Here is a 23645-nt window from a genome sequence, read left to right on the forward strand (position 1 = left end):
GTCTTTCACTCACAGGGTGCGCTCAAGGCGGTCGGCCATCAGTCTGACGAAGCGCGACGGGTCGCCCAGTTCGCCGCCCTCGGCCAGCAGCGCCAGGTCGTGGAGGAGTCCGGCCGTCTCCTCCAGGCCGGTGCCGGCATCCTCGCCGCGTTCGGCGTGTGCCCGGTTGAGACCGCTGACCAGCGGATGCTCCGGGTTGAGTTCGAGGATGCGCTTCACGTGGGGGACGGGCTGGCCCATGGCGCGGTACATGTTCTCCAGGGCCGGCGTCACATCGTGCGTGTCCGAGACGATGCAGGCGGGCGAGACGGTGAGGCGCGAGGAGAGCCGTACCTCCTTGACGGTCTCGCTCAGCCGGTCCGTCATCCAGGCGAGCAGATCCGCGTATTCCTGCTGCCGGTTCTCGCGCTCGGTCGCGGCCTCCTTCTTCTCCTCCTCGGTGCCGAGGTCGACCTCGCCCTTGGCGACGGACCGCAGCTTCTTGCCGTCGAACTCGGGCTCGGCCTCGACCCACACCTCGTCGACGGGATCGGTCAGCAGCAGCACCTCGACGCCCTTGGCCCGGAACGCCTCCATGTGCGGGGAGTTCTCGATGGCCTGCCGGGACTCACCCGTGAGGTAGTAGATGTGCTCCTGGCCGTCCTTCATCCGCTCCACGTACTGCCGCAGAGTGGTCGGCTCGTCCTTGTCGTGGGTCGTGGCGAAGGAGGCGACACCGAGGATGGCGTCGCGGTTCTCGAAGTCGCTCAGCAGCCCCTCCTTGAGGACGCGGCCGAACTCCCGCCAGAACGTGGCGTAGCGCTCCGGGTCGGCGGACATCATGTCCTTGACCGTCGACAGCACCTTCTTCGCCAGACGCCGGTGCATCAACTGGATCTGACGGTCCTGCTGGAGGATCTCGCGCGACACGTTGAGCGACAGGTCAGAAGCGTCGACGACGCCCTTGACGAAGCGCAGGTACGGCGGCATCAGCGCTTCGCAGTCGTCCATGATGAAGACGCGCTTCACATAGAGCTGGATGCCGCGCTTGTACCCCTGCATGAACAGGTCCTGGGGCGCGTGCGACGGGATGAAGAGAAGCGCCTGGTACTCGAAGGTGCCCTCCGCCTGCAGCCGGATGGTTTCGAGCGGGGCGATCCAGTCGTGGCTGATGTGCTTGTACAGCTCGTGGTACTCGTCGTCCGTGACCTCGTCGCGCGAGCGCGCCCAGAGGGCCTTCATCGAGTTGAGGGTCTCGGGTTCGCGCGGGGCGTCGTCGGCCCCTGCCCCGGAGTCCGCGGCGTCGTCGGCAGCGGTCTCCGGGGCCATCCTGACGGGCCAGGTGATGAAGTCCGAATACCGCTTGACGATCTCCCTGATCTTCCAGGGAGAGGTGTAGTCGTAGAGCCGGTCATCGGCGTCCTCCGGCTTGAGCCGGAGTGTGACCGAGGTGCCCTGGGGAGCGCCGTCGACGGTCTCGATCGTGTACGTGCCCTCGCCGGTCGACGTCCAGCGGGTGCCCTGGCTCTCGCCCGCGGGCCGGGTGAGCAGCGTGACCTCGTCGGCCACCATGAAGCTGGAGTAGAACCCGACACCGAACTGGCCGATCAGCCCTTCGGCCGCGGCGCTGTCCTCGGCCTCCTTGAGCTCCCGCAGGAACTTCGCTGTGCCCGAGTTCGCGATGGTCCCGATGAGCTGGACCACTTCGTCGTGCGACATCCCGATGCCGTTGTCCCGCACGGTCAGCGTACGGGCCTGCTTGTCGGTCTCGATGTCGATGTGGAGGTCGGACACGTCCGCGCCGAGCGAATCGTCGCGGAGCGCTTCGAGCCGCAACTTGTCGAGCGCGTCGGAGGCGTTGGAGACGAGTTCGCGCAGGAACACGTCCTTGTTCGAGTAGATCGAGTGGATCATCATCTGCAGAAGCTGGCGCGCTTCCACCTGAAACTCGAACGTCTCAGTGGGCATAATCCGTGATTCCTTCTCAGGTCACCGGGTGGGGAACTGACCTGAGCACTGTAGATCAACTGGTCATCACGGGAACTGCGTTCCGGCGGTCAGGGGTGTCCGTCGTGCGGTTTCGGCGGTGAGGCCGGACCGCATTCACGGAAATTCAGTACAAAGCGGGCGCGCTGTCCCTGGGTGCGTCGGCGGACACGGCATCCGGGTCCCGTGGGCCCCGTCCTGCGGAACCCTCCGTTCCGCTGAGGCCATCGAGCTGACGGCTGACGGCTGACGGCTGACGGAAACGGTGGGCGGGGCTCCGGGCGGATCGTTCAGTGGTCCGCCCGGAACCCGGAACGAGTACCTCCGCCGGTCAGGCCAGCAGCGTCGCGAGGCCCTCCGTGCGGGCCAGGTGTTCCAGTTCGTCCAGCGCCCGGCGGGCCGCATCGGCCGCCGCCGGATCGCGTTCGGCGAGACCGCTCTCCTCGAATTCGTCCTCGTCCAGCCGGAGTACGGACGAGCCGTCCGCCGACACCCACAGATCGAGATCCAGGTCCTCGACCAGAAGTTCCGCGTCCCGCAGCACGGCGGGACGGGTGATGTCGCAGTACCAGCCCTTGAGTTCGCCCGCGCCGGTACGGACCTCCTTCACGGCGAACCAGCGGTCGCGCCAGTAGTGCTCGGTGAACACATCGCCCGGCTCGAACCGCACGAAGCCGAAGTCACGGACCCCCGGCGCCGCCCAGGGCGCACGCACCGTCACCCGGGTGCCGTCGTCGCGGACCACATGTGCCGGGTAGCGGATCTTGGTCCGCCCGGCCTTCACCAGGGCGACCACCAGCGCGGTCTCAGCCGAGCTTGCGGACATACCGCACCTCCGTGGCACAGATCTCGTAGCCGAACCATCGATTGACCGCCAGCATCGGACCGTTGTCCGCGTCATTGCCGGTGTACGCGTCCGTGTACCCGGCGGCGCGCGCCCGGTGCAGCGAGTCGTTCTTCGCGAGCCTGGCCAGGCCCCGGTTGCGGTAGGCCCGGCGGGTTCCGGTCATCCCCGACATATAGCGGGTCAGACCGTCGGTCTGCGCCGCGCTGAACGCCGCCACCTTCCCGTCGGCCACCACGACCGAAGTCAACTCGTGGTCGAGCCCGGGGTGGCGCCAGATCTGATTCAGCCAGTCCTCGTAGTCGGACAGTTCGGCCGGGGTGTCGCTCGGCTCGTCGGCCGTGGTCTCGGCGTCCGCCTCGAAGAGCGGGCGCGGATCGTCCGCGAAGTCCGCGCCGGTACGCAGCTCGACGTCCGCCGGGGGCTCCTGACGGGGCGGCAGCGAGCCGCCCGCCAGATCGAGGTGGAGGAAATGAGCCGAGCGGCTCGGCGCATAACCGCGCTTCTCGGCGAACGCGCGGTTCGACGGGGTGTCGAGCACCCAGGTGTAGAGCGCGAGCGCGTCCTCCCGCGCGAGGTACTCCTCGGCCGTGCTCAGCAGCAACCCACCTGCCCCGCGCCCGGTGCGGTCCGGATGCGTGTACGGATTGCAGAACGCCTGGCCGGGTTCGGGGCTGTCGTGGACGAGACCGACCTGTGCGGTCCCGATGAGCTCACCGTCCTCCTCGGCGACCAGTAGCCGGTAGCGCTTGTCGGGATGGGCAGAGGCCAGATCGAAGGCGACCTGCTCGGGAGTCGTCACCATGTAGGGCAGTGCGGCACGCCGGACCTGCACCCAGGCCTCTGCGTCGGCGGGCAGGAAGTCGCGAACGAGGACAGTCATGGGCCGGACGTTACGCGTGGTCCCGCACGGGGCGCCGCTGATTTTCCGGCGGTGGGGGACAATCGGCGCGTGACCCTGAAGATCGCCCTTGATCCGGATTCCGGTACCGCCCCGTACGAGCAACTGCGCACGCAGATCTCCGAACTGGCCCGCTCCGGCGCGCTGCCCGTCGGTTTCAGACTTCCGACCGTACGCGGCTTCGCCGAGGAGCTCGGCCTCGCCGCAAACACCGTCGCCAAGGCATACCGGGCGCTGGAGGCCGACGGGGTGATCGAGACCCGTGGCCGCAATGGCACGTTCATCGCCGCTGCCGGTGATGCGGCGGACCGGCATGCGGCGGCCGCGGCGCAGGAATACGCGGAGCAGGCCCGGCGACTGGGCCTGTCCCGGTCCGAGGCGCTGTCCCTGGCCGAGGACGCGGTACGGGCGGCGTACGCGGCCCGATGAGTCGGGGGCCTGGGCGGGGCAAAGCCCGGCGCCCGGTCTGCCCTCAATCACCGGACGGGCTTGAGGGATGTCGTTGAGCGCCGGACGGGCTCGGTTTTGCCGGGCTCAGAGGTACAGGCCCGCGTCCGCACCGGAATCCTGCTTCGGTACCGACGCGGGACCGCTGCCGCGCCGCAGCGCGTACAGCTCGGCGAGCGTGGCGCCCTCGCGGCCCAGCCCTTCCTCCGTACCCAGCCAGGCCGCCGCCTCGTTGCGGGTCAGTGAGCCCACTTCGATCCTGGCGAGGCAGCGGCCGGGCCTGACCACGGCCGGGTGGAGCCGCTCCAGGTCCTCGTTGGTGGTGACACCCACCAGCACATTGCGGCCCTGGCCCAGCAGCCCGTCGGTGAGGTTCAGCAGCCGGGACAGCGCCTGGCCCGCCGTGTGCTTGGCCTCGCCGCGGATCAACTCGTCGCAGTCCTCCAGAAGCAGCAGTCGCCAACGGCCCTTCGCCGTGCCGTCGTCCTCACCGATCGCGATGTCCATCAGATAGCCGACATCGTTGAAGAGCCGCTCCGGATCGAGCACGCAGTCGACCTGGCACCAGTCCCGCCACGAGCGCGCCAGCGTGCGCAGTGCGGACGTCTTGCCGGTGCCGGGCGGGCCGTGCAGCAGGAGCAGCCGGCCGGCGATGTCGTCGGGCGTGACCTTCATCAGCCGGTCCATGGCATCGGCCACCGGTGCCGTGTAGTTGTTGCGGACCTCGTCCCACGTACCGGCGGCGATCCGCCGGGTGGTGCGGTACGGGCCGCGGCGCGGGGACACGTACCAGAAGCCCATCGTCACATTCTCGGGCTGCGGTTCCGGCTCGTCCTGGGCGCCGTCCGTCGCCTGGCCGAGGATTTTCTGCGCCAGCTCCGGGCTGGTCGCGGTGACCGTGACATCGGCGCCGCGGTTCCACCGCGAGATGAGCAGCGTCCAGCCGTCGCCCTCGGCGAGCGTGGCGCTGCGGTCGTCGTCGCGGGCGGCGCGCAGCACCTTGGCGGCCGGGGGCAGCAAGGTGGCCCCGGCCTTGACGCGGTCGAGGGAGGAGCTGTGCGAGTACGGCTGCTCGCCCGTCGCGAAGCGGCCGAGAAACAGCGCGTCGACGACGTCGGACGGGGAATCGCTGTCGTCGACGGTGAGCCGGATCGGGAGAGCGGACTCAGGGTTGGCAGACATGGCGCCCATGATCCGGCAAGGGGGCACCCGGCGCACCCCGGTTTCGCCACCTTCCTCCCTGCTTCCGGCGGCGGACAGCGGACATGACGCAACCTCAGCGGGACGCGCAGGAGAACTCATTGGACAAACTTGGCATGGACACTTCCGGTGAGGGCGTGGGTGCTGCTACCACGGACACGGCAGACCAGGCGGAGATCCTGCCGGTCGGTCCAAGGAGGTTCCATGAAAATGTCCAGACTCGTGGCGTTCTCGTCCTCGCTCCTGCTCGGTGCCGTACTCGCTCTGACCGGAGCGGCCACCGCCAACGCGGCACAGTCTGTTCAGGCCGTCGACTACGTCGCCCTCGGCGACTCGTACTCCTCGGGTGTCGGATCCGGCAGTTACGACAGTGCCAGCGGTGACTGCAAGCGCAGCACCAAGGCCTACCCCGCACTCTGGGCCGCCGCCAACTCGCCCTCGTCCTTCGGTTTCACCGCTTGCTCCGGTGCCCGCACGGGTGATGTCAAGGCCAACCAGCTCGGCCCCCTCAGTGCCTCGACCGACCTCGTCTCGATCTCCATCGGCGGCAATGACGCGGGTTTCTCCGACGTCATGACCACCTGTGTCCTCCAGTCGGAGGCCACCTGCCTCAGCCGGATCGCCACGGCCCGCAGCTATGTCGACACCACCCTGCCCGGCAACCTCGACTCGGTGTACTCGGCGATCCGGACCAAGGCGCCGTCCGCTCGTGTCGTCGTCCTCGGCTACCCGCGCTTCTACAAGATCGGTGGCAGCTGTGTCGTCGGCCTGAGCGACAAGGTGCGCACCGCGATCAACGGTGCCGCGGACTACCTCAACGCGGCGACCGCCAAGCGCGCCGCCGACCACGGCTTCACCTTCGCCGATGTCACGGGGAACTTCACCGGGCACGAGATCTGCTCCGGAAGTGCCTGGCTGCACAGCCTCAACTGGCTCGACATCGGTGAGTCGTACCACCCCACCGCTGCCGGGCAGTCGGGCGGCTACCTGCCCGGCCTCAACTCGGCTGTCTGACCCCCCACCCAGTGCATGCGCCGGGCCCGTTCAGCCGTCTGACGGGTAGGAGGCCCCGTACGCAGGGGTCTCCGTCCGGCACCCCGTCGATTCATCGCGGGCGAACCGCTTCCGTTCTGTCCAACTCGCCCTGGAATCGGGCGGATTCAGAGGTCAGTCGTCAGCCTCCGTATGTGTGTGCTCAATCCTGCGACCGGGATACACGAGTGTCGTCGCGGGGGGATAGGGTTAACCTGCCCGGGCCGGGTGCCCTCGTACGGGTGGGGAGTGACATGGAACAGATAACGGTGCGCAGCAGGCCGCGTGTGCCTGCCATCACATGCGGGAGCAGTGCGACGAGTTCGCGCCTCGACCGCCATCTCGCGGTGCTCGGCGGCCCTGCCGTCCCGCAGCGGGAGGCCGCGGAGGCGACGCTGCTGATGCGTGAGCTCACCTCACGCGATGCCGCCCACAGCCGTCGGAGCAAGAGTGCGCGGGTCTCGCTCTTCGCGCCGCTGCGGCGACTGCGACGCTCGCTCTTCGGCAGCCGCCACTGACCCGACGGCCTGTCACGACCGCGCTTCGGTCCACCGCCCGGGCTTCCCGGCCAGGGTCCGTCGCCCAGGCCCCCCGCTCGGGGCCGCGCGGGCGATCACACCGCCCCGGCGCTGCGCTGCTGTCTGCTCTCCCGTCATCCCAGGGCCCGCAGCAGCGCTTCGGTGTGCTCGCCGGGCGTCGGCACGGCGGCCATCGGTGGCTGCATCCGTCCACTCGTACATATCGTGTACGTAACATCTTTGTCATCCCGAGATGGTGACGCAGAAAACTTCCGGGTCCAGTGCGCTAATCGTTTGGCAAGTACGCGACATCGATCCCGGGAACAGGGATACGGAACGGGTACCGAAATAATTCGGCTCCGAAGTACTTCTAGACTGTCCGCATGTCCGAAAAGCGAGCCGCGCGCCTCAGTCCCGACGAACGAAGGGCCCAGCTGGTTGCCATCGGCCTGGACATGCTCGCCGACCGGTCACTGGACGAGCTCTCCACCGACGAGGTGGCGCGCCGGGCCGGGATCTCGCGGGGGCTGCTCTTCCACTACTTCGAATCCAAGCGCGACTTCTACCGCGCCGTGGTGCGGCAGGAGTGCGACAACTTCGCCGCAGCCACGGAACCGGACTCTTCGCTGGAGCCCGTCCCCTGGCTGCGGTCGTTCATCACCGGTTTCGTGACGTACGTACTGGAGCACCGCAAGGTCTATCTCGCCCTGGTCCGCGGTGCCGCCGGCAGTCACCCCGCGGTGGAGGACATCGTGGAGGGGACCAGGGACACCCTCGCCCGGCGGGTGGAGGAGGGGCAGCGGCGGCTCGGGATGCCCGACTCGCCCCGGCTCTCCATTGCCACGCGGGCGTGGATGGCGTTCGCCGAGGAGGCCGTGACCAACTGGCCGCTGGGTGAGCCGGACGCGCTGACGGAGCTCGGCGCCTTCCTGGAGTCCAGCTTCATCAGCCTGCTCGGCGCCCTGGACCGGCCCGCCGCGCTGCCCCGGTGAGCGTGGCGCGCGGCGGCGGTCACTCGCCGCCGCGCGCGTAACGCCGTACGGACAGCGGCACGAACACCGCGAGGAGCACCACCGACCAGGCGAGCGTTCCGGCCACCGGGTGGGCGACCGGCCAGGCCGCGTCGGCGGCCGGGGACGCGTTGCCGAACAGTTCGCGGGTGGCCGAGGCCATCGCGCTGATCGGGTTCCAACTCCGCGATCGTCCGCAGCCAGTGCGGCAGATTGTCGGTCGGGATGTACGCACTCGACAACAGCGGCAGGATGAAGGTGGCGCTGCCCAGCTGACCGGCGATCTCCTCGTTGCGGATCAGCAGGCCCAGCCGGCAGCCCAGCCAGGACGTGGCGAACCGGAGGAGCGGCAGCCCGAAGGCGCCCAGGGCGGCGAGCGGACCGCCCTCGATCCGCCGGCCGACCGCGAGTCCGACCAGGATCAGCGGAATCATGCCCGCGTCGAAGCCCTCCGCATCGGCGATGCGGACGGCGGCTGCCGCGATGTCGGCGCGATGCACCGCCACACCTGGGTGCCCCGGCTGATGTCACCCGTGTACGGCTTCAGCCCGAACGCCCTGCGGTATCCGGAGTACTCGCTCAGCTGCCTGGACGGGGTCGACGCGCGATTTGGCGAGAAGATGGAACTCATCGCCATGGTCACCAGTGTGGTCACCACCTATGTGGCCAACGAGATCGCCACGGCGGAGCGCAGCCGGTCGCTGCCCTGGTCCGAGGAGCAGGAGCACGCCGTGCGCACCGGCTATCCGATCAGCCAGATCGCGACCGGGAAGTATCCGCGGATGGCTGCGGGATTCGCCGAGGACCCCGGGCCGATCGATCTGGACGGGGTCTTCGACCGGGCGCTGCGCCGGGTGCTGGACTCCTTCGGCCGGTAGCGAGTGGGGCCAGGGCGCCCCCTCACAGCAGCGCGAACTGCCCGTCCGGGCCCTCCTCCTGATGGTCGAGCACCGATGCGGGCCGCCGGGCTGTGGCCGGGACCGGCAGGACGCCCGCCGCGCGGAGGTCGTCGGCCGTGATCTGCGGGCCGTCGGCCAGGCCCTCCTGCCGTGGCCGGAGTCCGTCGAGCAGGGCAAGCACGGTGATCAGTTCCAGCAACTCCGAGGTCCACTCCTGGGGCCAGGACCGGGGCCTGACCGCTTCCAGGCTGTCCGGGTCCTGCACTCCGGCCGCCGCCGTACGGCGTTCGAACCACAGCTCCAGCATCCGGACCCCGCCCACCCGGAACTCCCACGCCCCGGTCGGCACGGGCGAGATACGGCCCGTGCCCAGCGTCAGCGTCTCGTCGTCGGGGTCGTACGCCAAAGCAGTCGGCACGGGCGGAACCGCGGCCCGCACATAGGGGCGCCGCCCACCGGGCAGCCGCGGGCGCTCCCCGCCCCGGGCGCCGCGCAGCTGCAACCGCAGCAACTCCTGCCCCAGCTCCACCCCCGCCGACCAGCGCTCCGTGTCGGCGGGCAGCGGCACCACGCACCCGGCCGGGGAAGGGCGGGCCGCCGCGAGTGTCCACGCCAGCACGGACCGATCGGTGACCGCATCCCCGTGGCGGGCCCGCAGCAGCGCGAGCAGCCCGGGGGCCAGATTGGGTTCGAGACCGCCGGGGCGCCGGTACAGCGGCCGGATGCGGCCCGGCCGGCCGGCGGGGGAGTGACCGTCCGGCAACAGCGCCGTCACGGAGAGGGCGGGGCCGGGGTCCTGGGGCACGTAACCGTGTTCGACGGCGAAGAGCTGGTGCCCGTCGGCGACCCGCCACAGCTCGGGGCGGGCGGCATCGATCAGCCGGTGATCGGGGAGCAGCCACTGTTCGTCGAACGGGCCGTGCAGGATCCGTACCGGCTCGGGGCACGGTCCGGTCTCCCGGGCGAACCGGCCGGTGGAGGTGGCCTGTCCGGGAAGTGCCGCCACCGGGGTCTGCGGGGTACGGGAACGGGTGGGCCGGAACAGCCGTTCGCGTTCGGCGGCCTCCGCCCGAACCAGCCGCTCCCAACGGGCCTTGAGCGAACCGGCATCCGGGGCGGTCACCCAGGGGCGCCCTGTCCGCAGGGGCCGTACGGACCATGGCATGAGGTCGTCGAGCAGCGGGATGTCGTCGTTCCCGCCGGCTCCGGTCGCCGGCCGTGCTGCCACCGTGTCGTCCTCCCCGTCGCCACGCCGCCTCCAGGGCCGGTCCGGCGGAGCACGGCCGGGGTCGCGATGCCCGGCACGGCACCTCGCGGCGTTGCCGAAACGCCCGAACAGCTCCTTCCCCAAGCTCTCAACTTCGTTCGAGCAGGGGAGACCCCATCCAGGGCGCTCCGGTGCCTTGCGATGCACCGCACCGGACGCCGCGCCCTGTCCGCCCCTGATCCACCGGACCGGCCCTGGCATCGTAACGGCGCCGGGGGCGGGCCGTCAGTGCGCCTCCACCGTCACCGAGAAGGAGAACCGGTCGCCCCGGTAGCGGATCTGCGCCACATCCACCACCCGGCCGCTCTCGTCGTACGTCACGCCCGTGTAGAACAGGATCGGGCTCAGCAGCGGCACCTGGAGGAGTCCGGCGGTGGCCGGGTCGGCGAGGCGCGCCTCGACCGTGTCGGTGATGCGCGAGATCCGGACACCGACCCGGTCGCGCAGCACCTTGGTCATCGGCCAGCGTTCGAGATCGGCCACATCGAGCCGGGCCGCGACCTCGGGATGCACCGCGTTCTCCGCCCAGTTGGTGGGCTCGTCGCTCTCGCCGTCGCGGCGCAGCCGGCGGTAGCTGACGACCTCCGCGCAGTCGGGGAAGTACTCGGTGAGGTCTCCCGGCACGGCGAGCGGACCATGGCCGAGGACCACGGTCCGCTCGCCCGACTGCTGGGCCACGATCGCATCGATCGAGCCCAGCAGCCGGACCGGTGACACCCGGCGGGCGCGCGGCTCGATGAAGGTGCCGCGCCGCCGGTGCCTGCTGATCAGCCCTTCCGTCTCCAGCTCCTTGAGCGCCTGGCGCATCGTCAGGACGCTGACGCCGTAGTGCGCGGCGAGCTGTTCCTCGGTCGGCAGCCGCGCCGATGCGTCCTTGGCGCGGCCCAGTATCGAGGCGCGCAACGACTGCGAGACCTGGTACCACAGCGGCAGTTTGCGGTTCAGGACCAGCGAATCGGGGGCGAAGACATGCCCCTGGGGCATCTTGGGCATCTGAGGCACCTGGGTCACCTGGTCTCTCCGTACTGCGACACAGCGGACGCGACGACGCGGGGGCCGAGAAGCGGCGTCGTTGCCTACGGTCTGAAGTTGCGGCTCAGACCCTGCCACACGTCGTCGTAGCCACGCTGCAGATGGGCGGCCGTCGCCGCCTGCCCGGTCGCCGTCACCGGCCAGCGGGTCTCGAACATGAAGGCGAGACCGTCGTCGATCTTCTGCGGCTTCAGCTCCGCCTCGCTCGCCCGGTCGAAGGTCTCCCGGTCCGGGCCGTGCGCCGACATCATGTTGTGCAGCGAGCCACCGCCCGGGACGAAGCCGCCCTTGCCGGCCGTCTTCGCGTCGTACGCGCCCTCGACCAGGCCCATGTACTCGCTCATCACATTGCGGTGGAAGTACGGCGGCCGGAAGGTGTCCTCGCCGACCAGCCAGCGCGGCGCGAAGACGACGAAGTCGACGCCGGCCAGGCCGGGGGTGTCGGACGGAGAGGTCAGCACCGTGAAGATCGACGGGTCGGGGTGGTCGTAGCTGATCGAGCCGATGACATTGAAACGGTGCAGGTCGTAGACGTACGGAGTGTGGTTGCCGTGCCAGGCGACCACATCGAGCGGCGAGTGGTCATAGGTCGCGGACCAGAGGTTCCCGCAGAACTTGTTGACCACCTCCACCGGGCGGCCGTCGTCTTCGTACGCGGCGACGGGGGCGAGGAAGTCCCGGGCGTTCGCCAGGCCGTTGGCGCCGATCGGGCCGAGGTCGGGAAGGGTGAACGGCTGGCCGTAGTTCTCGCAGACATAGCCGCGGGCAGTGGCATCCAGCAGTTCCACGCGGAAACGGATACCGCGCGGGATCAGCGCGATGTGCCCCGGTTCGGCGCGCAGCAGGCCCAGTTCGGTACGGAGCAGCAGGCCGCCCCGCTCCGGGACGATCAGCAGCTCACCGTCCGAGTCGCTGAACACCCGGTCGGTCATGGACGAGTTGGCGTGGTAGAGGTGCACGGCCATGCCGGTGCGCTGCGTCGCGTCGCCGTTGCCGCCGAGGGTCCACAGACCGGCCAGGAAGTCCGTCCCGGCCGTGGGCTCGGGGAGCGGATCCCAGCGCAGCCGGTTGGGGTCGGGCACGGATTCGGTGAACGGGGCGGTGCGCACTGCGCCGTTGTCGATACGGACGAACGGGGGATGAGCGGCCGACGGGCGGATCCGGTAGAGCCAGGAACGGCGGTTGTGCACCCGCGGTTCGGTGAAGGCCGAGCCGCTCAGTTGCTCCGCGTAGAGCCCGAGGGGCGCGCGCTGAGGCGAGTTGCGGCCGTGCGGCAGCGCTCCCGGCACTGCCTCCGAGCTGTGTTGATTGCCGAAACCGGCGGAATGCTCAAGCCCTTCCGCGGTCTTCCTCGCCTGCTCGATGCCGCTCATGTGCGCTCCTGGTGCCGAAGGAATCCTATGGACAACCGTAGGAATCGGATCGAGGCGAGTCAACGGCATTCGTGGTGCGCAGGGGGGTTCCAAAAGTTGAACAATGCTCTACTCTCCCGCACATGTCGTGGACACGAAGACTTCTGGTGGTCCTGGCGGCGCTCGCCGTCGCCCTCCTCGCGGCTCCGGCCGCCCAGGCGCACGAGGAACGTCCGGTCACCCTGCCCGACGGAACCGGCAGCGTCCCCGTGTACCGCACCGGCGATCCGGATCTGCTGGTCTGCAAGAGCGACCGGGCGGACTTCGAGCGCCGCATATCCGGCTTCCCCGACGGGCTGCGGGCCCGGAACCTGCAGCTGTTCGACCGGTGCCTGAAGTCCGGCTACCGCCATCTGCAGCAGGCCGTCGACGCGGTCGGCAGGCCCGGCATGAACATCGCGATCCTGCCCGGCCTGTACGAGGAGGAGCCCTCACTGCCCAAACCGGCGGGGGAGTGCACTCGCCTGAAGGCGCCCAACTCCAAGCTCGGCTACCAGATCCTGTCCTACGCACAGCAGACGCAGTGCCCGCACAACCAGAACCTGGTGGCGATCCTCGGCAAGAAGAACCTCCAGATCGAGGGGACGGGCGCCGAGCGCACGGATGTCGTCATCGACGCCAAGTACCAGAAGCTCAACGCGATCCGCGCGGACGGCTCCGACGGCGTCTACTTCAAGAACTTCACCGCCCAGCGCACCACGTTCAACTCCCTGTACGTCCTGGCGCAGGACGGATTCGTCATCGACTCCGTCCTCACCCGGTGGAACGACGAGTACGGCTTTCTGACCTTCGCGAGCGACCACGGGCTGTACAAGAACTGCGAGTCGTACGGAAACGGCGACTCCGGCATCTACCCCGGCAGCGCGTCCGACATCAACGACGGGTACGGCTACAATGTCCCGCGCTACTCGATCGAGATCACCGGCTGCCGCAGCCACCACAACATGGTCGGCTACTCCGGCACCGCGGGCGACTCCGTCTACGTTCACGACAACGAGTTCGACCACAACATGGGCGGCGCCTCGATGGACAGCGCCTTCCCCGGCCACCCAGGACTGCCGCAGAATCACGCCCGCTTCGAACGCAACCTGATCCACGACAACAACGCCGACTACTACCCGTATGTCGCCGACGGGACCTGCGCCAAGCCGCCCGTGGACCGCGGCTACGAGGACGGGGTCGTCTGCCCGCAGATCTCCATGCCGCCGGGCTCCGGCATCATCACCGCCGGCGGCAACTGGAACCTGTACGAGAACAACTGGATCTACGGGCAGCAGCGCGCCGCCTTCTTCCTGACCGCGGTCCCCGCCTTCATTCGCGGCGAGAGCGCGCTGTCCAAGCAGACCGACACCTCCCACCACAACCGGTACGCGGGCAACCACCTCGGCACGGACAAGGCGGGCAACTCCCGGCCCAACCGCACCGACGTGTTCTGGGACGGCCAGGGCGACGGCAACTGCTGGCAGTCGGACACCGGGCCGTCCTCCCCGCGCACCCTGCCCACCTGCGGCTCCGAGCGCGGCGCCGTGTCCGGACGCACCGACCGGCTCGTCGGCGAACCGGTCAAACTCGCCCAACTGCTCGTCTGCGCCGACTACAACGTGCAGGCGCGACGGCTGCCGGCCGGCTGCGACTGGTACGGAGCACGTGGCATCGAGCGCATCGAGGTACAGGTGACGCTGGCGATCGCGGTGGTGCTCGCGCTGGTCGGCGGGGTGCTGTGGTGGCGCAGACTGCGCGGCAGCGGGCTCGCCACCGCGGTCACGGTGCTCGGCGCGATAGGCCTCGGGCTGGATGTGGCCGGATCGACGACGGGGCTCGCCTCCACCTATGTGCCCGCGCTGGCACTGCTGCTGACCGGGGTGTGGTGGACCGGGATCGGGCTGGTGCTGCGGGGGGAACGGCCCTGGCTGGGCTGGACCACGGTGGTCCTGGGTGCGCTCACCCTGCTCGACGCCGTCGACAAGGCCGTGTTCATGATCCCGTGGATTCCGCTCAGCCCGGCCTGGGTCCGTGGACTGCTCGGTGTGATCTGGGCGGTGTGGGCAGTCGTGGCCGCCGCCAGGCACGGCGAACGGGGAGCCTCGGAGGAGGGCCCTGCTCCGGACGCGGGCGTGCACGAGCCCGCCGCTCCGGCCCCCGCCCCGGCCGCCGCTCCGGCCCCCGCCCCGGAAGGAGACGCATCGTGAAGGATTTCCGCAGGCGACTGCTGCCCGCTCGGCCGGGCGTCGCAGCCGTCACCGTGCTCACCGCAGGCGCCCTCATGTTCGGTGCGAGCGCCTGTGGTGGGCGGGCCACCACCCACCACAAACCCGGCACCAGCCATGAGCAGGCCGGCGGCAGCGTCGGCCGGCTCCTCGCCGCCGACGACGGCTCCGGTCACCGGCTGCGCCAGGTCGACGCCAAGGGCGCCCCCGCAGTGACGGTCGCCGTCCGGCGGGACTCCGAGGACGGCTGGAACGTCCGTCTCTCCGTACGGAACTTCCGGTTCACCCCGGACAGCGTGGGCGGCGCCGCTCTCCTCGGGCGCGGCCACGCCCGCCTCTTCCTCGACGGCCACCCCCTCGCCCGGGTCTACGGCTCCTGGTACCACCTCCCCGACTCCCTCGTCCGCAGCGCCGGCGGCGGCGCCGGCCTCACCGCCCGCCTCTACGCCGACGACCACACCGCCTGGGCCGTGAACTCCGCCCCGATCCAGGCCACCACCTCCCTCACCACTGCCTCCGCACAGCCCTCCGCCCAGGCGCCGCACCCACCGGAAACGCCCCGGCCCGACACGACCCTTGAGATCGTCGTCTCCCACGGCAAGGTCAGCCCCGCCCCCGGCCGCACCGAGATCAAGAAGGGCCGGGTCATCGAACTCCGGGTCCGCAGCGACCACGCCGACACCCTCCACGTCCACGGCTACGACAAGGAGGCCCGGCTGCCCGCAGGAAAGACCGTCACCCTCACGTTCACCGCCGACCGCACCGGGCTCTTCGAAGTCGAGACACACGAGTCCGACCTGCTCCTGACCCAGCTCGTCGTACGGTGAGCGTCCTCGCCCATGGCATCGGCGCCCAGCACGACCTTCCGCTGTCCCCCTTCTACGCCTTCGCCGGGGCCTTCGCCGCGCTCTTCGTCTCCTTTCTCGCGCTCGGCCTGCTCTGGTCCTCCTCCCGATTCCGCGGCGACCGGGCGGGCCGCCCGCTCCCGGCCGCCGTCCAGCGCCTCGCCGACGCACGCCCCACCCGTATCGCCGTGCGCGTACTCGGACTGACCGCCGCCCTGTTCGTCACGCTCCACCTTCTCCTCGGTCCGGACGACCCGGACCGCAACCCGGCGCCCGGCGCCGTCTACGTACTCCTCTGGGTCGGGCTCGTCCCCGCCTCACTCCTTCTCGGCCCCGTCTGGCGACTGCTGAACCCGCTCCGTACCGTCCACCTCCTCGGCTGCCGCGCGCTCGGCCGCGATCCCGCCGCAGGCCGCCCCCTTCCCGTACGCCTCGGTCTCCGGCCCGCCGCGGCCGGGCTCCTGGCCTTCACCTGGCTCGAACTCGTCGCCCCCGACCCCGCATCGACCACCGCCCTCCTCCTCTTCCTCTCCCTCTACGCCGCCGTCCACCTCGCAGGCGCCGCCCGCCACGGCGCCGGATGGTTCGACCACGCGGACGCCTTCGAGGTCTACTCGGGGCTGCTCGCCCGGCTCTCCCCGCTCGGCCGCCGCCCCGCCGACCGCCGCCTCGTACTCCGCTCCTTTTTCAACGGCCTCGACGCCACCCCGCAGACCCCCGGACTCGTCGCCACCGTCTGCGTCATGCTCGGCTCCACCGCCTACGACGGCTTCTCCGACGCCCCCTCCTGGATCGCCACCGTCCAGACCTCACCTCTGGGCCGCACCACCGCGGCCACGCTGGGACTCCTGGGCGCCGTCGCCCTAGTCGCCACCCTCTATGCCCTCTGCGCCGGCGCCACCCGGCTGATCTCCGGTCAACTCCGCCACCCCCTCACCGTCTTCGCGCACTCACTCGTCCCGATCGCCCTCGGCTATCTCATCGCCCACTACTTCACGCTCTTCGTCACCGAAGGGCCACGCACAGTCATGGTGGCATCCGGCACTGACAATCCCGTCCCGCCCGAGCCGCCCCTCGGCCCGGGCGGCGTCGCCACGCTCCAGGTCGCCGCGATCGTCCTCGGCCACGTACTCGGCGTCATCGCAGCCCACGACAGGTCCGTGCGCCTCTTCCCGCCCGGCCGCGCCGTGGCGGGGCAACTCCCGCTGCTGGTCCTGATGATCACGTACACCATCGGCGGGCTGTCCCTGCTCATCGCGTGACGGCCGCACCGGCACCGACCCGCCACCCGCAGAGGAGACCCACGGCATCATGGATCCCGTGCCCCATGCGAACACGAACCTCCGCCGCGCCCCCGTGCAGCAGCGCAGCGCCGAACGCCTCGCCCGGATACTCGACGCCTGTGCCGAACTCCTCGACGAGACCGGATACGAGCAGCTGTCCACCCGTGCCGTCGCCGTCCGCGCCGAGGTCCCCATCGGCTCCGTCTACCGGTTCTTCTCCAACAAGCGCGCGCTGACCGATGCGCTCGCCCGGCGCAACCTGGACGGCTACGCCGAACGCATCACCGCCCGCCTCGCCGCCATACCGCCCGCCGACTGGCGCAGCGCCATCGATGCCGTCCTGGACGAATACCTGGCCATGAAGCGCTCCGTGGCCGGCTTCGCCCTCGTCGACTTCGGTGCTTCGGCCCCCGACGACGACCCGGCCGGTGACGCCAACCACCGGGTCGCCGGCCGGCTCACCGAACTGCTTTCCGGGCACCTCGGCCGGGCCCCCGACGAGGAGCTGCTCCGGACGGTCCTGGTCTGTGTCGAGGCTGCCGACGCCCTCCTCCAACTCGCCTTCCGCAACGACCCGTCGGGCGACCGAGCCATCGTCGGCGAGACCCGCGTCCTGCTCCGGGCCTACCTCGCACAAGTCCTGGACTGACCGCGAGGGCCTCGGCCCACGGCCCGTCCCCCGACCCGCCCCGCGTCGTCTCAAGGCCCGGCAGTATCGTCGCGACAACACCTCCCCACCATGCGTACCGGTCGGTATGCTCGGCCGTGCTTGCCCACGTACGCGCGCCACCGCTGTCGCCGCCCCGGGGAGGGCCCATGTCGCACGACCCCAGCAGCTCCCGCACCGCCCTGCGCATCTGCCCCCTCTGCGAGGCCACCTGCGGACTCACCCTCACCATCGAGGGGACCAGGATCACCGGTGCGCGGGGCGACCGGGACGATGTCTTCAGCCGCGGCTTCATCTGCCCCAAGGGCGCGTCCATCGGCGGGCTCGACGCCGACCCCGACCGGCTGCGCACCCCGCTCGTCCGAAAGGACGGCGTCCTGACGGAGGCGAGCTGGAGCGAGGCGTTCGACGCGACCGCCCGCGCCCTGCCCGCACTGACCGAGGAGCACGGGCGGCAGGCCGTCGGCGTCGTCCTCGGCAACCCGAACGTGCACACCATGGCCGGCGCGCTCTACCCGTCCGCACTGCTCTCCGCCCTCCGCACCCGCGCCCTGTTCACCGCGAGCACCCTCGACCAGATGCCCAAACACGTCTCCAGCGGACTGCTCTTCGGCGACCCGAACGCCATCCCGGTGCCAGACCTCGACCGCACGGACCATCTGCTGCTCCTCGGCGCCAACCCCCTCGAATCCAACGGCAGCCTCTGCACCGCCCCCGACTTCCCCGGCAAACTCAAGGCGCTGCGCCGCCGCGGCGGCACCCTCACCGTCGTCGACCCGCGCCGCACCCGCACCGCCCGCCTCGCCGACCGGCACGTCGCCATCCGCCCCGCCACCGACGCCCTCCTCCTCGCCGCACTCACCCACGTACTCTTCGAGGAGAAGCTCACCGACCTCGGCGCACTCGCCGAGCATGTCGAAGGACTCGGCGAAGTCGCCGAAGCGGTACGGGAGTTCACGCCCGAGGCGGTCGCCGAAGCGTGCGACGTGGACGCCGTGACCATCCGTACGATCGCCCGGGAACTCGCCGCCGCCCCCACCGCCGCCGTCTACGGACGCATCGGCAGCTGCACCGTCGAACACGGCACCCTCGCCAGCTGGCTCGTCGACGTCCTCAACATCCTCACCGGCAACCTCGACCGCCCCGGCGGTGCGCTCTTCCCGCTCTCCGCCACCGCCCGCGCTCCCCGTCCGGCCGCGCCCGGCAAGGGCTTTGTCCTCGGGCGCTGGTCGAGCCGGGTCTCCGGACACCCCGAGGCCAAAGGCGAACTGCCCGTCTCCGCGCTCGCCGAGGAGATCGAGACGCCGGGGGAGGGCCGGATCCGCGCCCTGATCGTCCTCGCCGCCAACCCCGTACTCTCCGCACCCGACGGCGACCGTCTCGACCGGGCTCTCGACGGCCTCGACTTCATGGTCAGCGTCGACCCGTACCTCAACGAGACCTCACGCCACGCACACGTGGTGCTGCCCCCGCCGCCGCCCTCGCAGAGCGCCCACTTCGACTTCGCGTTCAACGCCTTCGCCGTGCACAACCAGGTCCGTTACACCCGCCCCGCCGTCCCCCTCGACGACGGTCTGCTCGACGAGAGCGAGATCCTCGCCCGGCTCGTCCTCGCCGTCTCCGGGATGCACGGCACCGACCCGTCCGCCGTGGCCGCCGTGGACGCCACGGTCATCGACCGGATGCTGACCAGGGCCGTCGGCGACCCGCACTCGCCCGTGCACGGCCGCACCCCCGGCGAACTCGCGGCCTCCCTCACCGGCCGCACCGGACCCGAACGCCGCCTCGACCTGATGCTCCGCCTCGGCCCGTACGGCGAAGGTTTCGGCGCCGCCCCCGACGGCCTCACCCTGCAACGGCTGCTCGCCCACCCGCACGGCATCGATCTCGGCCCACTCCGGCCCCGGATCCCGGAGGTCCTCACCACCCGCAGCGGACGCATCGAACTCCTCCCCGCACCGATCGCCGCCGATCTGCCGAGGCTCCGCCACGCCCTGGCCGACCGGCGCGGACCGGACGCACTCCTTCTCATCGGCCGCCGCCATCTGCGTTCCAACAACAGCTGGATGCACAACATCGCCGAGCTGAACGGCGGCTCGAACGTCTGCACCCTGCAGATCCACCCCGCCGACGCGGCCCGGCTCGGACTGACGGACGGTGGCCCGGCCACGGTCACATCGGACGGCGGCTCGGTGACCGCCCCGGTCGAGCTCACGGAAGGCGTACGCACCGGAGTGGTGAGCCTCCCGCACGGGTGGGGGCACAACCGCCCCGGCACCCGGCTGTCCATTGCCGCGGCCCACCCCGGCGTCAACGTCAACCAGCTTCTCGACGGCAGCCGGCTCGACCCGCTCTCCGGCACCGCCGTGCTCAACGGCATCCCGGTGGCGGTGACGCCCGCCGCGACACCCGACGCCATGAGCCAGGGGGTGCCGCCGGTTGTGCCCATCACGTGATTAACGCGTTGACCTGGGGTTTTGCTCGTATTGCTCGCATGTCAACATCTTGTTAACGAGGCGAGGCGCGCCCTAACGTCATCCGCACCGCCGACTCCGGTGGGAGTTCAAGGGTGAACGATAGGTATCCCACATGCTGACAATCCTCGGCTTTGCCATGATTGCGACCTTCCTGGTCCTGATCATGATGAAGAAGATGTCGCCGATCGCGGCGCTGGTCCTGATCCCCGCACTGTTCTGCGTCGCCGTCGGGAAGGGTGCGAAGCTCGGCGACTACGTCATCGAGGGCGTCGGTAATCTGGCCCCGACCGCCGCGATGCTGATGTTCGCCATCGTCTACTTCGGCGTGATGATCGACGTCGGCCTCTTCGACCCGATCGTGCGGGGCATCCTGCGCTTCTGCAAGGCCGACCCGATGCGGATCGTGGTCGGTACGGCGGTGCTCGCCGCGATCGTCTCGCTCGACGGTGACGGCTCCACCACCTTCATGATCACCGTCTCGGCGATGTACCCGCTCTACAAGCGCCTCAAGATGAGCCTGGTCGTGATGACCGGTGTCGCCGCCACGGCGAACGGCGTCATGAACACCCTTCCCTGGGGCGGCCCCACCGCCCGCGCCGCCACCGCGCTCAAGCTGGACGCGGGCGACATCTTCGTCCCGATGATTCCCGCGCTCGGCGTCGGACTGGTCGCCGTCCTGCTCCTGGCCGTCGTGCTGGGCCGGCGCGAGCGCAAGCGGCTCGGCACGCTCACCCTCGACGAGGTGCTGGCCACCGAGACGGTCACGGAGTCGGAGACGGTTCTCGTCGGGGCGGGCGGCAGCGACCGTATCCGCAAGAGCTCCGGCGGAAGCGGTACGGGCACGGGCGCTGTCGGCGACGAGGCGGCAGACGCCGAAGCGAATGCGGACGAGGGCTTCAAGGGCCTGGACCCGGCCCGCGCCACCCTGCGCCCCAAGCTCTACTGGTTCAACGCGGGCCTCACCGTCGCCCTGCTCACCGCGATGATCATGGAACTGATGCCGATCCCGGTGCTCTTCCTGCTCGGCGCGGCCCTCGCCCTCACCGTCAACTTCCCCCACATGCCCGACCAGCGGGCCCGTATCGCCGCCCACGCCGACAACGTCCTCAATGTCTCAGGCATGGTCTTCGCAGCCGCAGTCTTCACCGGCGTCCTGTCCGGCACCGGCATGGTCGACCACATGGCCGACTGGCTCGTCGGCGCGATCCCCGACGGCATGGGCCCGCACATGGCGATCGTCACCGGCATCCTGAGCATCCCGCTGACGTACTTCATGTCCAACGACGGCTTCTACTTCGGCGTCGTCCCCGTGCTCGCCGAGGCCGGTGCCGCCCACGGTGTCTCCCCGCTGGAGATCGCCCGCGCCTCCCTGGTCGGACAGCCCCTGCACATGTCGTCCCCGCTGGTCCCGGCCGTCTATGTCCTCGTCGGCATGGCGAAGGTCGAGTTCGGTGACCACACCAGGTTCACCGTCAAGTGGGCCGCGCTCACCTCACTCGTGGTGCTCTGCGCCGGACTCCTCTTCGGGATCATCTGACCGTGCCCCGTAGACAAGAGCCCGGCAGGAGCCGGCTGCTGCGCCTCGTCATCGCCTTCGCCTTCGCGCAGGGGGCGGTGTCGATGGCGCGGCCCGCCGTCTCCTACCGGGCTCTTTCGCTGGGCGAATGGGGTCTCCCCTGCCCGAACGCAGTTGAGAGCTTGGGGAAGAGCGCGCCATCGGTATGATCACGGGGGTTGTGAGCTGCTGTCGGTTTGCTGAGCTGAAGTGCGTTGTAGTGAGCAGGAGTGAGTCCTGTCGGTGGGTTCACGCGGGTGGGAACGGAAGTTCTGGGGTCGAATGGGTGAACTTGGCGTCTGCTGCTCGTTGGGCAGGTGGCAGGTTTCCAGACTTGGGGAGGGGGTGTTGTGGTGGGTGGTGTGCGGGAGTTGGCGGCGCCCTTCGTGGTGCCCGGGCCGAGCGGGGTGGCGGCCCGGGACCGTCTCAAGCACCTCACCCCCCAGGACGAGATGGTTTTGCGTGCGGTCGGTGAGCATCAGGGCCGTCTGGCTTCGCGTGATCTCAGGGCCCGTTGTGCGGATGGTCTGGAGCACGGTGCGGACACCTGGGCGTCGCGTAAGCGGGACCTGACGCCGCTGTCGTCGTCGCGGATCGCCGGTGCGATCACCAAAGCCACGCACGATCAGTGGGCGCTGGCGCGCCGTTGCCAGGCCGCGCACATCCAGACGCTGGAGGCCGGGATCAGGACGCTGCGGCACCGACTGTCCCTCCCCATCGGCGCGCCAGGAACGAAGCGGGCTGCAGGCGGCTACCGCTCCAAGGGCGAGTGGTTCCACAAGTCCCGCCGTCTCGCGGCGTTGGAAGCCCGGCACGATGCCGCGGTCCGTGACCGGCAGGCCGGACGCGTCCGGGTCGTGCGGGGCGGCAGACGCCTCCTCAACACCCGCCACCACCTCACCCGGGCCCGGCTGGCCGAAGAGCGGTGGCGGGAGCGCTGGGAAGCGGAGCGCTGGTTCATCGCCGCCGACGGCGAGTCCGGGAAACGGTTCGGGAACGAGACGATCCGCGTCACCCCGGACGGCGAGGTCAGCATCAAACTGCCCGCCCCGCTCGCACACCTGGCCAACGCCAAGCACGGCCGGTACACCCTCACCTCCACCGTGGCGTTTGCACACCGGGGTCAGGAGTGGGCCGACCGCATTGTCGCGAACCGGGCCGTGGCCTACCGCATCCACCTCGACACCGGCCGTGGTCGCTGGTATCTGACCGCCTCCTGGCAACGCCCCGTCGTCCAGACCATCCCGCTGGAGACGGCCCGCGCCCGGGGCATGATCGGCGTCGACACCAACGCGGACCACTTCGCCGCCTACCACCTCGACCGGCACGGCAATCCGGTCGGCGACCCGCACCGCTTCCCCTACGACCTCTCCGGCACCGCCGATCACCGCGACGCCCAGATCCGCCACGCATTGACCCGGCTGATCCACTGGGCCAAGCAGGCCGGGGTCGCCGCGATCGGCATCGAAGACCTCGACTTCACGACCGAGAAGACCCGCGAGAAACACGGCCGCAGGAAACGGTTCCGGCAGCTGATCTCCGGCATTCCGACCGGCAGACTCAAGGCCCGGCTGGTCTCCATGGCCGCCGAACAGGGCCTGAGCATTGTCGCGGTCGACCCCGCCTATACCTCCCTGTGGGGTGCCCAGCACTGACAGAAACCACTGGCCACCGCGCACCGCAGAATGTCCCGTCATGATGCCGCCGGTATCGCGATCGGACGACGCGCCCTCGGACACCCGGTCCGGGATGGGGTATCCCCTGCTCGAACGGAGTTGAGAGCTTGGGGAAGGACGGCACCGCCCCCACACGACCGGAGTGATCGTGCGGGGCATCGGACCGCCCAGGCCAGGCCAGGCACCCGAGGACGTGACGGAACCCGCCCACCCACAACGGACCACGCCCCCAGAGACGTGCCGCCGAACGGGACGCGAAAGCGGGGACCGAGTGCATCCAACACCGTTCGGGATGCGCCCAGTACACATCGGTGGGTCCAGGACTCACTCATGCACACTGGCTAGGAACGGTGTACGCGCTCCTGCCGCTCTTCGCCGCCGTCCCGCTCGGGCGCAGGACCGACCACG

At 70.1% G+C, this 23645-nt stretch carries 18 protein-coding genes and 4 pseudogenes; 13 read left to right on the forward strand and 9 right to left on the reverse strand.

Going from position 1 to position 23645, the window contains the following annotated elements:
* Window positions 1-9 precede the first annotated feature (9 nt).
* The 3 genes from htpG to ACZ7IB_RS16940 all read right to left on the reverse strand — a co-directional run bounded on the left by htpG (window position 10) and on the right by ACZ7IB_RS16940 (window position 3692).
* A complete protein-coding gene (gene htpG / locus ACZ7IB_RS16930; protein ID WP_470913229.1) occupies window positions 10-1947 on the reverse strand; it encodes a molecular chaperone HtpG in 1938 nt (645 codons plus the stop codon).
* 349 nt (window positions 1948-2296) lie between these two features.
* Entirely contained in the window at window positions 2297-2791 is a 495-nt protein-coding gene (locus ACZ7IB_RS16935; protein ID WP_470913230.1) for a ribonuclease FAU-1 family protein, read from the reverse strand.
* Window positions 2772-3692 carry a GNAT family N-acetyltransferase gene (locus ACZ7IB_RS16940; RefSeq protein ID WP_470913231.1) on the reverse strand — a complete coding sequence of 307 codons (921 nt, stop codon included), beginning with the start codon at window positions 3690-3692 and terminating at the stop codon, window positions 2772-2774. Before ACZ7IB_RS16940 ends, ACZ7IB_RS16935 begins: the two co-directional genes overlap by 20 nt.
* Before the next feature lie 69 nt (window positions 3693-3761).
* Between ACZ7IB_RS16940 and ACZ7IB_RS16945 the strand changes: the two genes are divergently transcribed.
* Window positions 3762-4139 carry a GntR family transcriptional regulator gene (locus ACZ7IB_RS16945; RefSeq protein ID WP_383072307.1) on the forward strand — a complete coding sequence of 126 codons (378 nt, stop codon included), beginning with the start codon at window positions 3762-3764 and terminating at the stop codon, window positions 4137-4139.
* Window positions 4140-4244: 105 nt separating this feature from the next.
* On the opposite strand, the gene ACZ7IB_RS16950 is transcribed toward ACZ7IB_RS16945, so the two are convergent.
* Window positions 4245-5348 (reverse strand): DUF5925 domain-containing protein, encoded by a 1104-nt coding sequence (locus ACZ7IB_RS16950; RefSeq protein ID WP_470913232.1) that lies wholly within the window; start codon window positions 5346-5348, stop codon window positions 4245-4247.
* A gap of 213 nt (window positions 5349-5561) precedes the next feature.
* Between ACZ7IB_RS16950 and ACZ7IB_RS16955 the strand changes: the two genes are divergently transcribed.
* From ACZ7IB_RS16955 to ACZ7IB_RS16965, 3 genes are all read left to right on the forward strand, one after another.
* Window positions 5562-6371 (forward strand): SGNH/GDSL hydrolase family protein, encoded by an 810-nt coding sequence (locus ACZ7IB_RS16955; protein WP_470913233.1) that lies wholly within the window; start codon window positions 5562-5564, stop codon window positions 6369-6371.
* Window positions 6372-6643: 272 nt separating this feature from the next.
* On the forward strand, window positions 6644-6907 hold the full coding sequence (locus ACZ7IB_RS16960) for a hypothetical protein (RefSeq protein ID WP_383072304.1): 264 nt from the start codon (window positions 6644-6646) through the stop codon (window positions 6905-6907).
* A 383-nt stretch (window positions 6908-7290) separates the two neighbouring features.
* Complete coding sequence (locus tag ACZ7IB_RS16965; protein ID WP_470913234.1) at window positions 7291-7899, forward strand: TetR/AcrR family transcriptional regulator; 609 nt, start codon at window positions 7291-7293, stop codon at window positions 7897-7899.
* 19 nt (window positions 7900-7918) lie between these two features.
* Here the strand turns inward: ACZ7IB_RS16965 and ACZ7IB_RS16970 are convergent, their stop codons facing one another.
* Together ACZ7IB_RS16970 and ACZ7IB_RS16975 are read right to left on the reverse strand one after the other, a co-directional pair.
* Entirely contained in the window at window positions 7919-8080 is a 162-nt protein-coding gene (locus tag ACZ7IB_RS16970) for a hypothetical protein (protein ID WP_470913386.1), read from the reverse strand.
* 70 nt (window positions 8081-8150) lie between these two features.
* Window positions 8151-8351: pseudogene (locus ACZ7IB_RS16975) on the reverse strand (ABC transporter permease); the annotation flags it as partial.
* Window positions 8352-8411: 60 nt separating this feature from the next.
* Between ACZ7IB_RS16975 and ACZ7IB_RS16980 the strand changes: the two are divergent.
* Window positions 8412-8795, forward strand: a pseudogene (locus tag ACZ7IB_RS16980) (TetR/AcrR family transcriptional regulator C-terminal domain-containing protein); the annotation flags it as partial.
* A 22-nt stretch (window positions 8796-8817) separates the two neighbouring features.
* On the opposite strand, the gene ACZ7IB_RS16985 reads toward ACZ7IB_RS16980, so the two are convergent.
* The 3 genes from ACZ7IB_RS16985 to hmgA form a co-directional block, all read right to left on the reverse strand.
* Entirely contained in the window at window positions 8818-10044 is a 1227-nt protein-coding gene (locus ACZ7IB_RS16985; RefSeq protein ID WP_470913235.1) for a type ISP restriction/modification enzyme, read from the reverse strand.
* A gap of 264 nt (window positions 10045-10308) precedes the next feature.
* Window positions 10309-11076 (reverse strand): GntR family transcriptional regulator, encoded by a 768-nt coding sequence (locus ACZ7IB_RS16990; RefSeq protein ID WP_470913236.1) that lies wholly within the window; start codon window positions 11074-11076, stop codon window positions 10309-10311.
* 83 nt (window positions 11077-11159) lie between these two features.
* Window positions 11160-12488 carry a homogentisate 1,2-dioxygenase gene (gene hmgA / locus ACZ7IB_RS16995; RefSeq protein WP_470913237.1) on the reverse strand — a complete coding sequence of 443 codons (1329 nt, stop codon included), beginning with the start codon at window positions 12486-12488 and terminating at the stop codon, window positions 11160-11162.
* A gap of 122 nt (window positions 12489-12610) precedes the next feature.
* Between hmgA and ACZ7IB_RS17000 the strand changes: the two genes are divergently transcribed.
* The 8 genes and pseudogenes from ACZ7IB_RS17000 (at window position 12611) to ACZ7IB_RS17035 (ending at window position 23582) form a co-directional block, all read left to right on the forward strand.
* Window positions 12611-14716 (forward strand): right-handed parallel beta-helix repeat-containing protein, encoded by a 2106-nt coding sequence (locus tag ACZ7IB_RS17000; protein ID WP_470913238.1) that lies wholly within the window; start codon window positions 12611-12613, stop codon window positions 14714-14716.
* 74 nt (window positions 14717-14790) lie between these two features.
* A complete protein-coding gene (locus ACZ7IB_RS17005) occupies window positions 14791-15561 on the forward strand; it encodes a cupredoxin domain-containing protein (RefSeq protein WP_470913376.1) in 771 nt (256 codons plus the stop codon).
* Window positions 15558-16841, forward strand: coding sequence for a hypothetical protein (locus tag ACZ7IB_RS17010; protein ID WP_470913239.1), 1284 nt, complete (start codon window positions 15558-15560; stop codon window positions 16839-16841). Before ACZ7IB_RS17005 ends, ACZ7IB_RS17010 begins: the two co-directional genes overlap by 4 nt.
* A 49-nt stretch (window positions 16842-16890) precedes the next feature.
* Window positions 16891-17511, forward strand: a complete 621-nt coding sequence (locus ACZ7IB_RS17015) for a TetR/AcrR family transcriptional regulator (protein ID WP_470913240.1) — start codon at window positions 16891-16893, stop codon at window positions 17509-17511.
* A gap of 167 nt (window positions 17512-17678) precedes the next feature.
* Window positions 17679-19985, forward strand: coding sequence for a molybdopterin oxidoreductase family protein (locus ACZ7IB_RS17020; RefSeq protein ID WP_470913241.1), 2307 nt, complete (start codon window positions 17679-17681; stop codon window positions 19983-19985).
* Between the two features lie 133 nt (window positions 19986-20118).
* A complete protein-coding gene (locus ACZ7IB_RS17025) occupies window positions 20119-21543 on the forward strand; it encodes a CitMHS family transporter (protein ID WP_470913242.1) in 1425 nt (474 codons plus the stop codon).
* Window positions 21540-21668, forward strand: a pseudogene (locus ACZ7IB_RS17030) (MFS transporter); the annotation flags it as partial. The gene ACZ7IB_RS17025 and the pseudogene ACZ7IB_RS17030, both read left to right, overlap by 4 nt.
* A gap of 246 nt (window positions 21669-21914) precedes the next feature.
* A pseudogene (locus ACZ7IB_RS17035) lies at window positions 21915-23582 on the forward strand (IS200/IS605 family accessory protein TnpB-related protein).
* Window positions 23583-23645: the final 63 nt, after the last annotated feature.

This window comes from Streptomyces sp. NPDC037301, from assembly GCF_055602785.1.

What these genes read in the sequence shown, in the direction of transcription:
- htpG (WP_470913229.1), bottom strand. Translation starts at nt 1,947, where the DNA reads ATGCCCACTGAGACGTTCGAGTTTCAGGTGGAAGCGCGCCAGCTTCTG.
- ACZ7IB_RS16935 (WP_470913230.1), bottom strand. Translation starts at nt 2,791, where the DNA reads ATGTCCGCAAGCTCGGCTGAGACCGCGCTGGTGGTCGCCCTGGTGAAG.
- ACZ7IB_RS16940 (WP_470913231.1), bottom strand. Translation starts at nt 3,692, where the DNA reads ATGACTGTCCTCGTTCGCGACTTCCTGCCCGCCGACGCAGAGGCCTGG.
- ACZ7IB_RS16950 (WP_470913232.1), bottom strand. Translation starts at nt 5,348, where the DNA reads ATGGGCGCCATGTCTGCCAACCCTGAGTCCGCTCTCCCGATCCGGCTC.
- ACZ7IB_RS16955 (WP_470913233.1), top strand. Translation starts at nt 5,562, where the DNA reads ATGAAAATGTCCAGACTCGTGGCGTTCTCGTCCTCGCTCCTGCTCGGT.
- ACZ7IB_RS16960 (WP_383072304.1), top strand. Translation starts at nt 6,644, where the DNA reads ATGGAACAGATAACGGTGCGCAGCAGGCCGCGTGTGCCTGCCATCACA.
- ACZ7IB_RS16965 (WP_470913234.1), top strand. Translation starts at nt 7,291, where the DNA reads ATGTCCGAAAAGCGAGCCGCGCGCCTCAGTCCCGACGAACGAAGGGCC.
- ACZ7IB_RS16970 (WP_470913386.1), bottom strand. Translation starts at nt 8,080, where the DNA reads ATGGCCTCGGCCACCCGCGAACTGTTCGGCAACGCGTCCCCGGCCGCC.
- ACZ7IB_RS16990 (WP_470913236.1), bottom strand. Translation starts at nt 11,076, where the DNA reads ATGCCCAAGATGCCCCAGGGGCATGTCTTCGCCCCCGATTCGCTGGTC.
- hmgA (WP_470913237.1), bottom strand. Translation starts at nt 12,488, where the DNA reads ATGAGCGGCATCGAGCAGGCGAGGAAGACCGCGGAAGGGCTTGAGCAT.
- ACZ7IB_RS17000 (WP_470913238.1), top strand. Translation starts at nt 12,611, where the DNA reads ATGTCGTGGACACGAAGACTTCTGGTGGTCCTGGCGGCGCTCGCCGTC.
- ACZ7IB_RS17005 (WP_470913376.1), top strand. Translation starts at nt 14,791, where the DNA reads ATGTTCGGTGCGAGCGCCTGTGGTGGGCGGGCCACCACCCACCACAAA.
- ACZ7IB_RS17015 (WP_470913240.1), top strand. Translation starts at nt 16,891, where the DNA reads ATGGATCCCGTGCCCCATGCGAACACGAACCTCCGCCGCGCCCCCGTG.
- ACZ7IB_RS17020 (WP_470913241.1), top strand. Translation starts at nt 17,679, where the DNA reads ATGTCGCACGACCCCAGCAGCTCCCGCACCGCCCTGCGCATCTGCCCC.
- ACZ7IB_RS17025 (WP_470913242.1), top strand. Translation starts at nt 20,119, where the DNA reads ATGCTGACAATCCTCGGCTTTGCCATGATTGCGACCTTCCTGGTCCTG.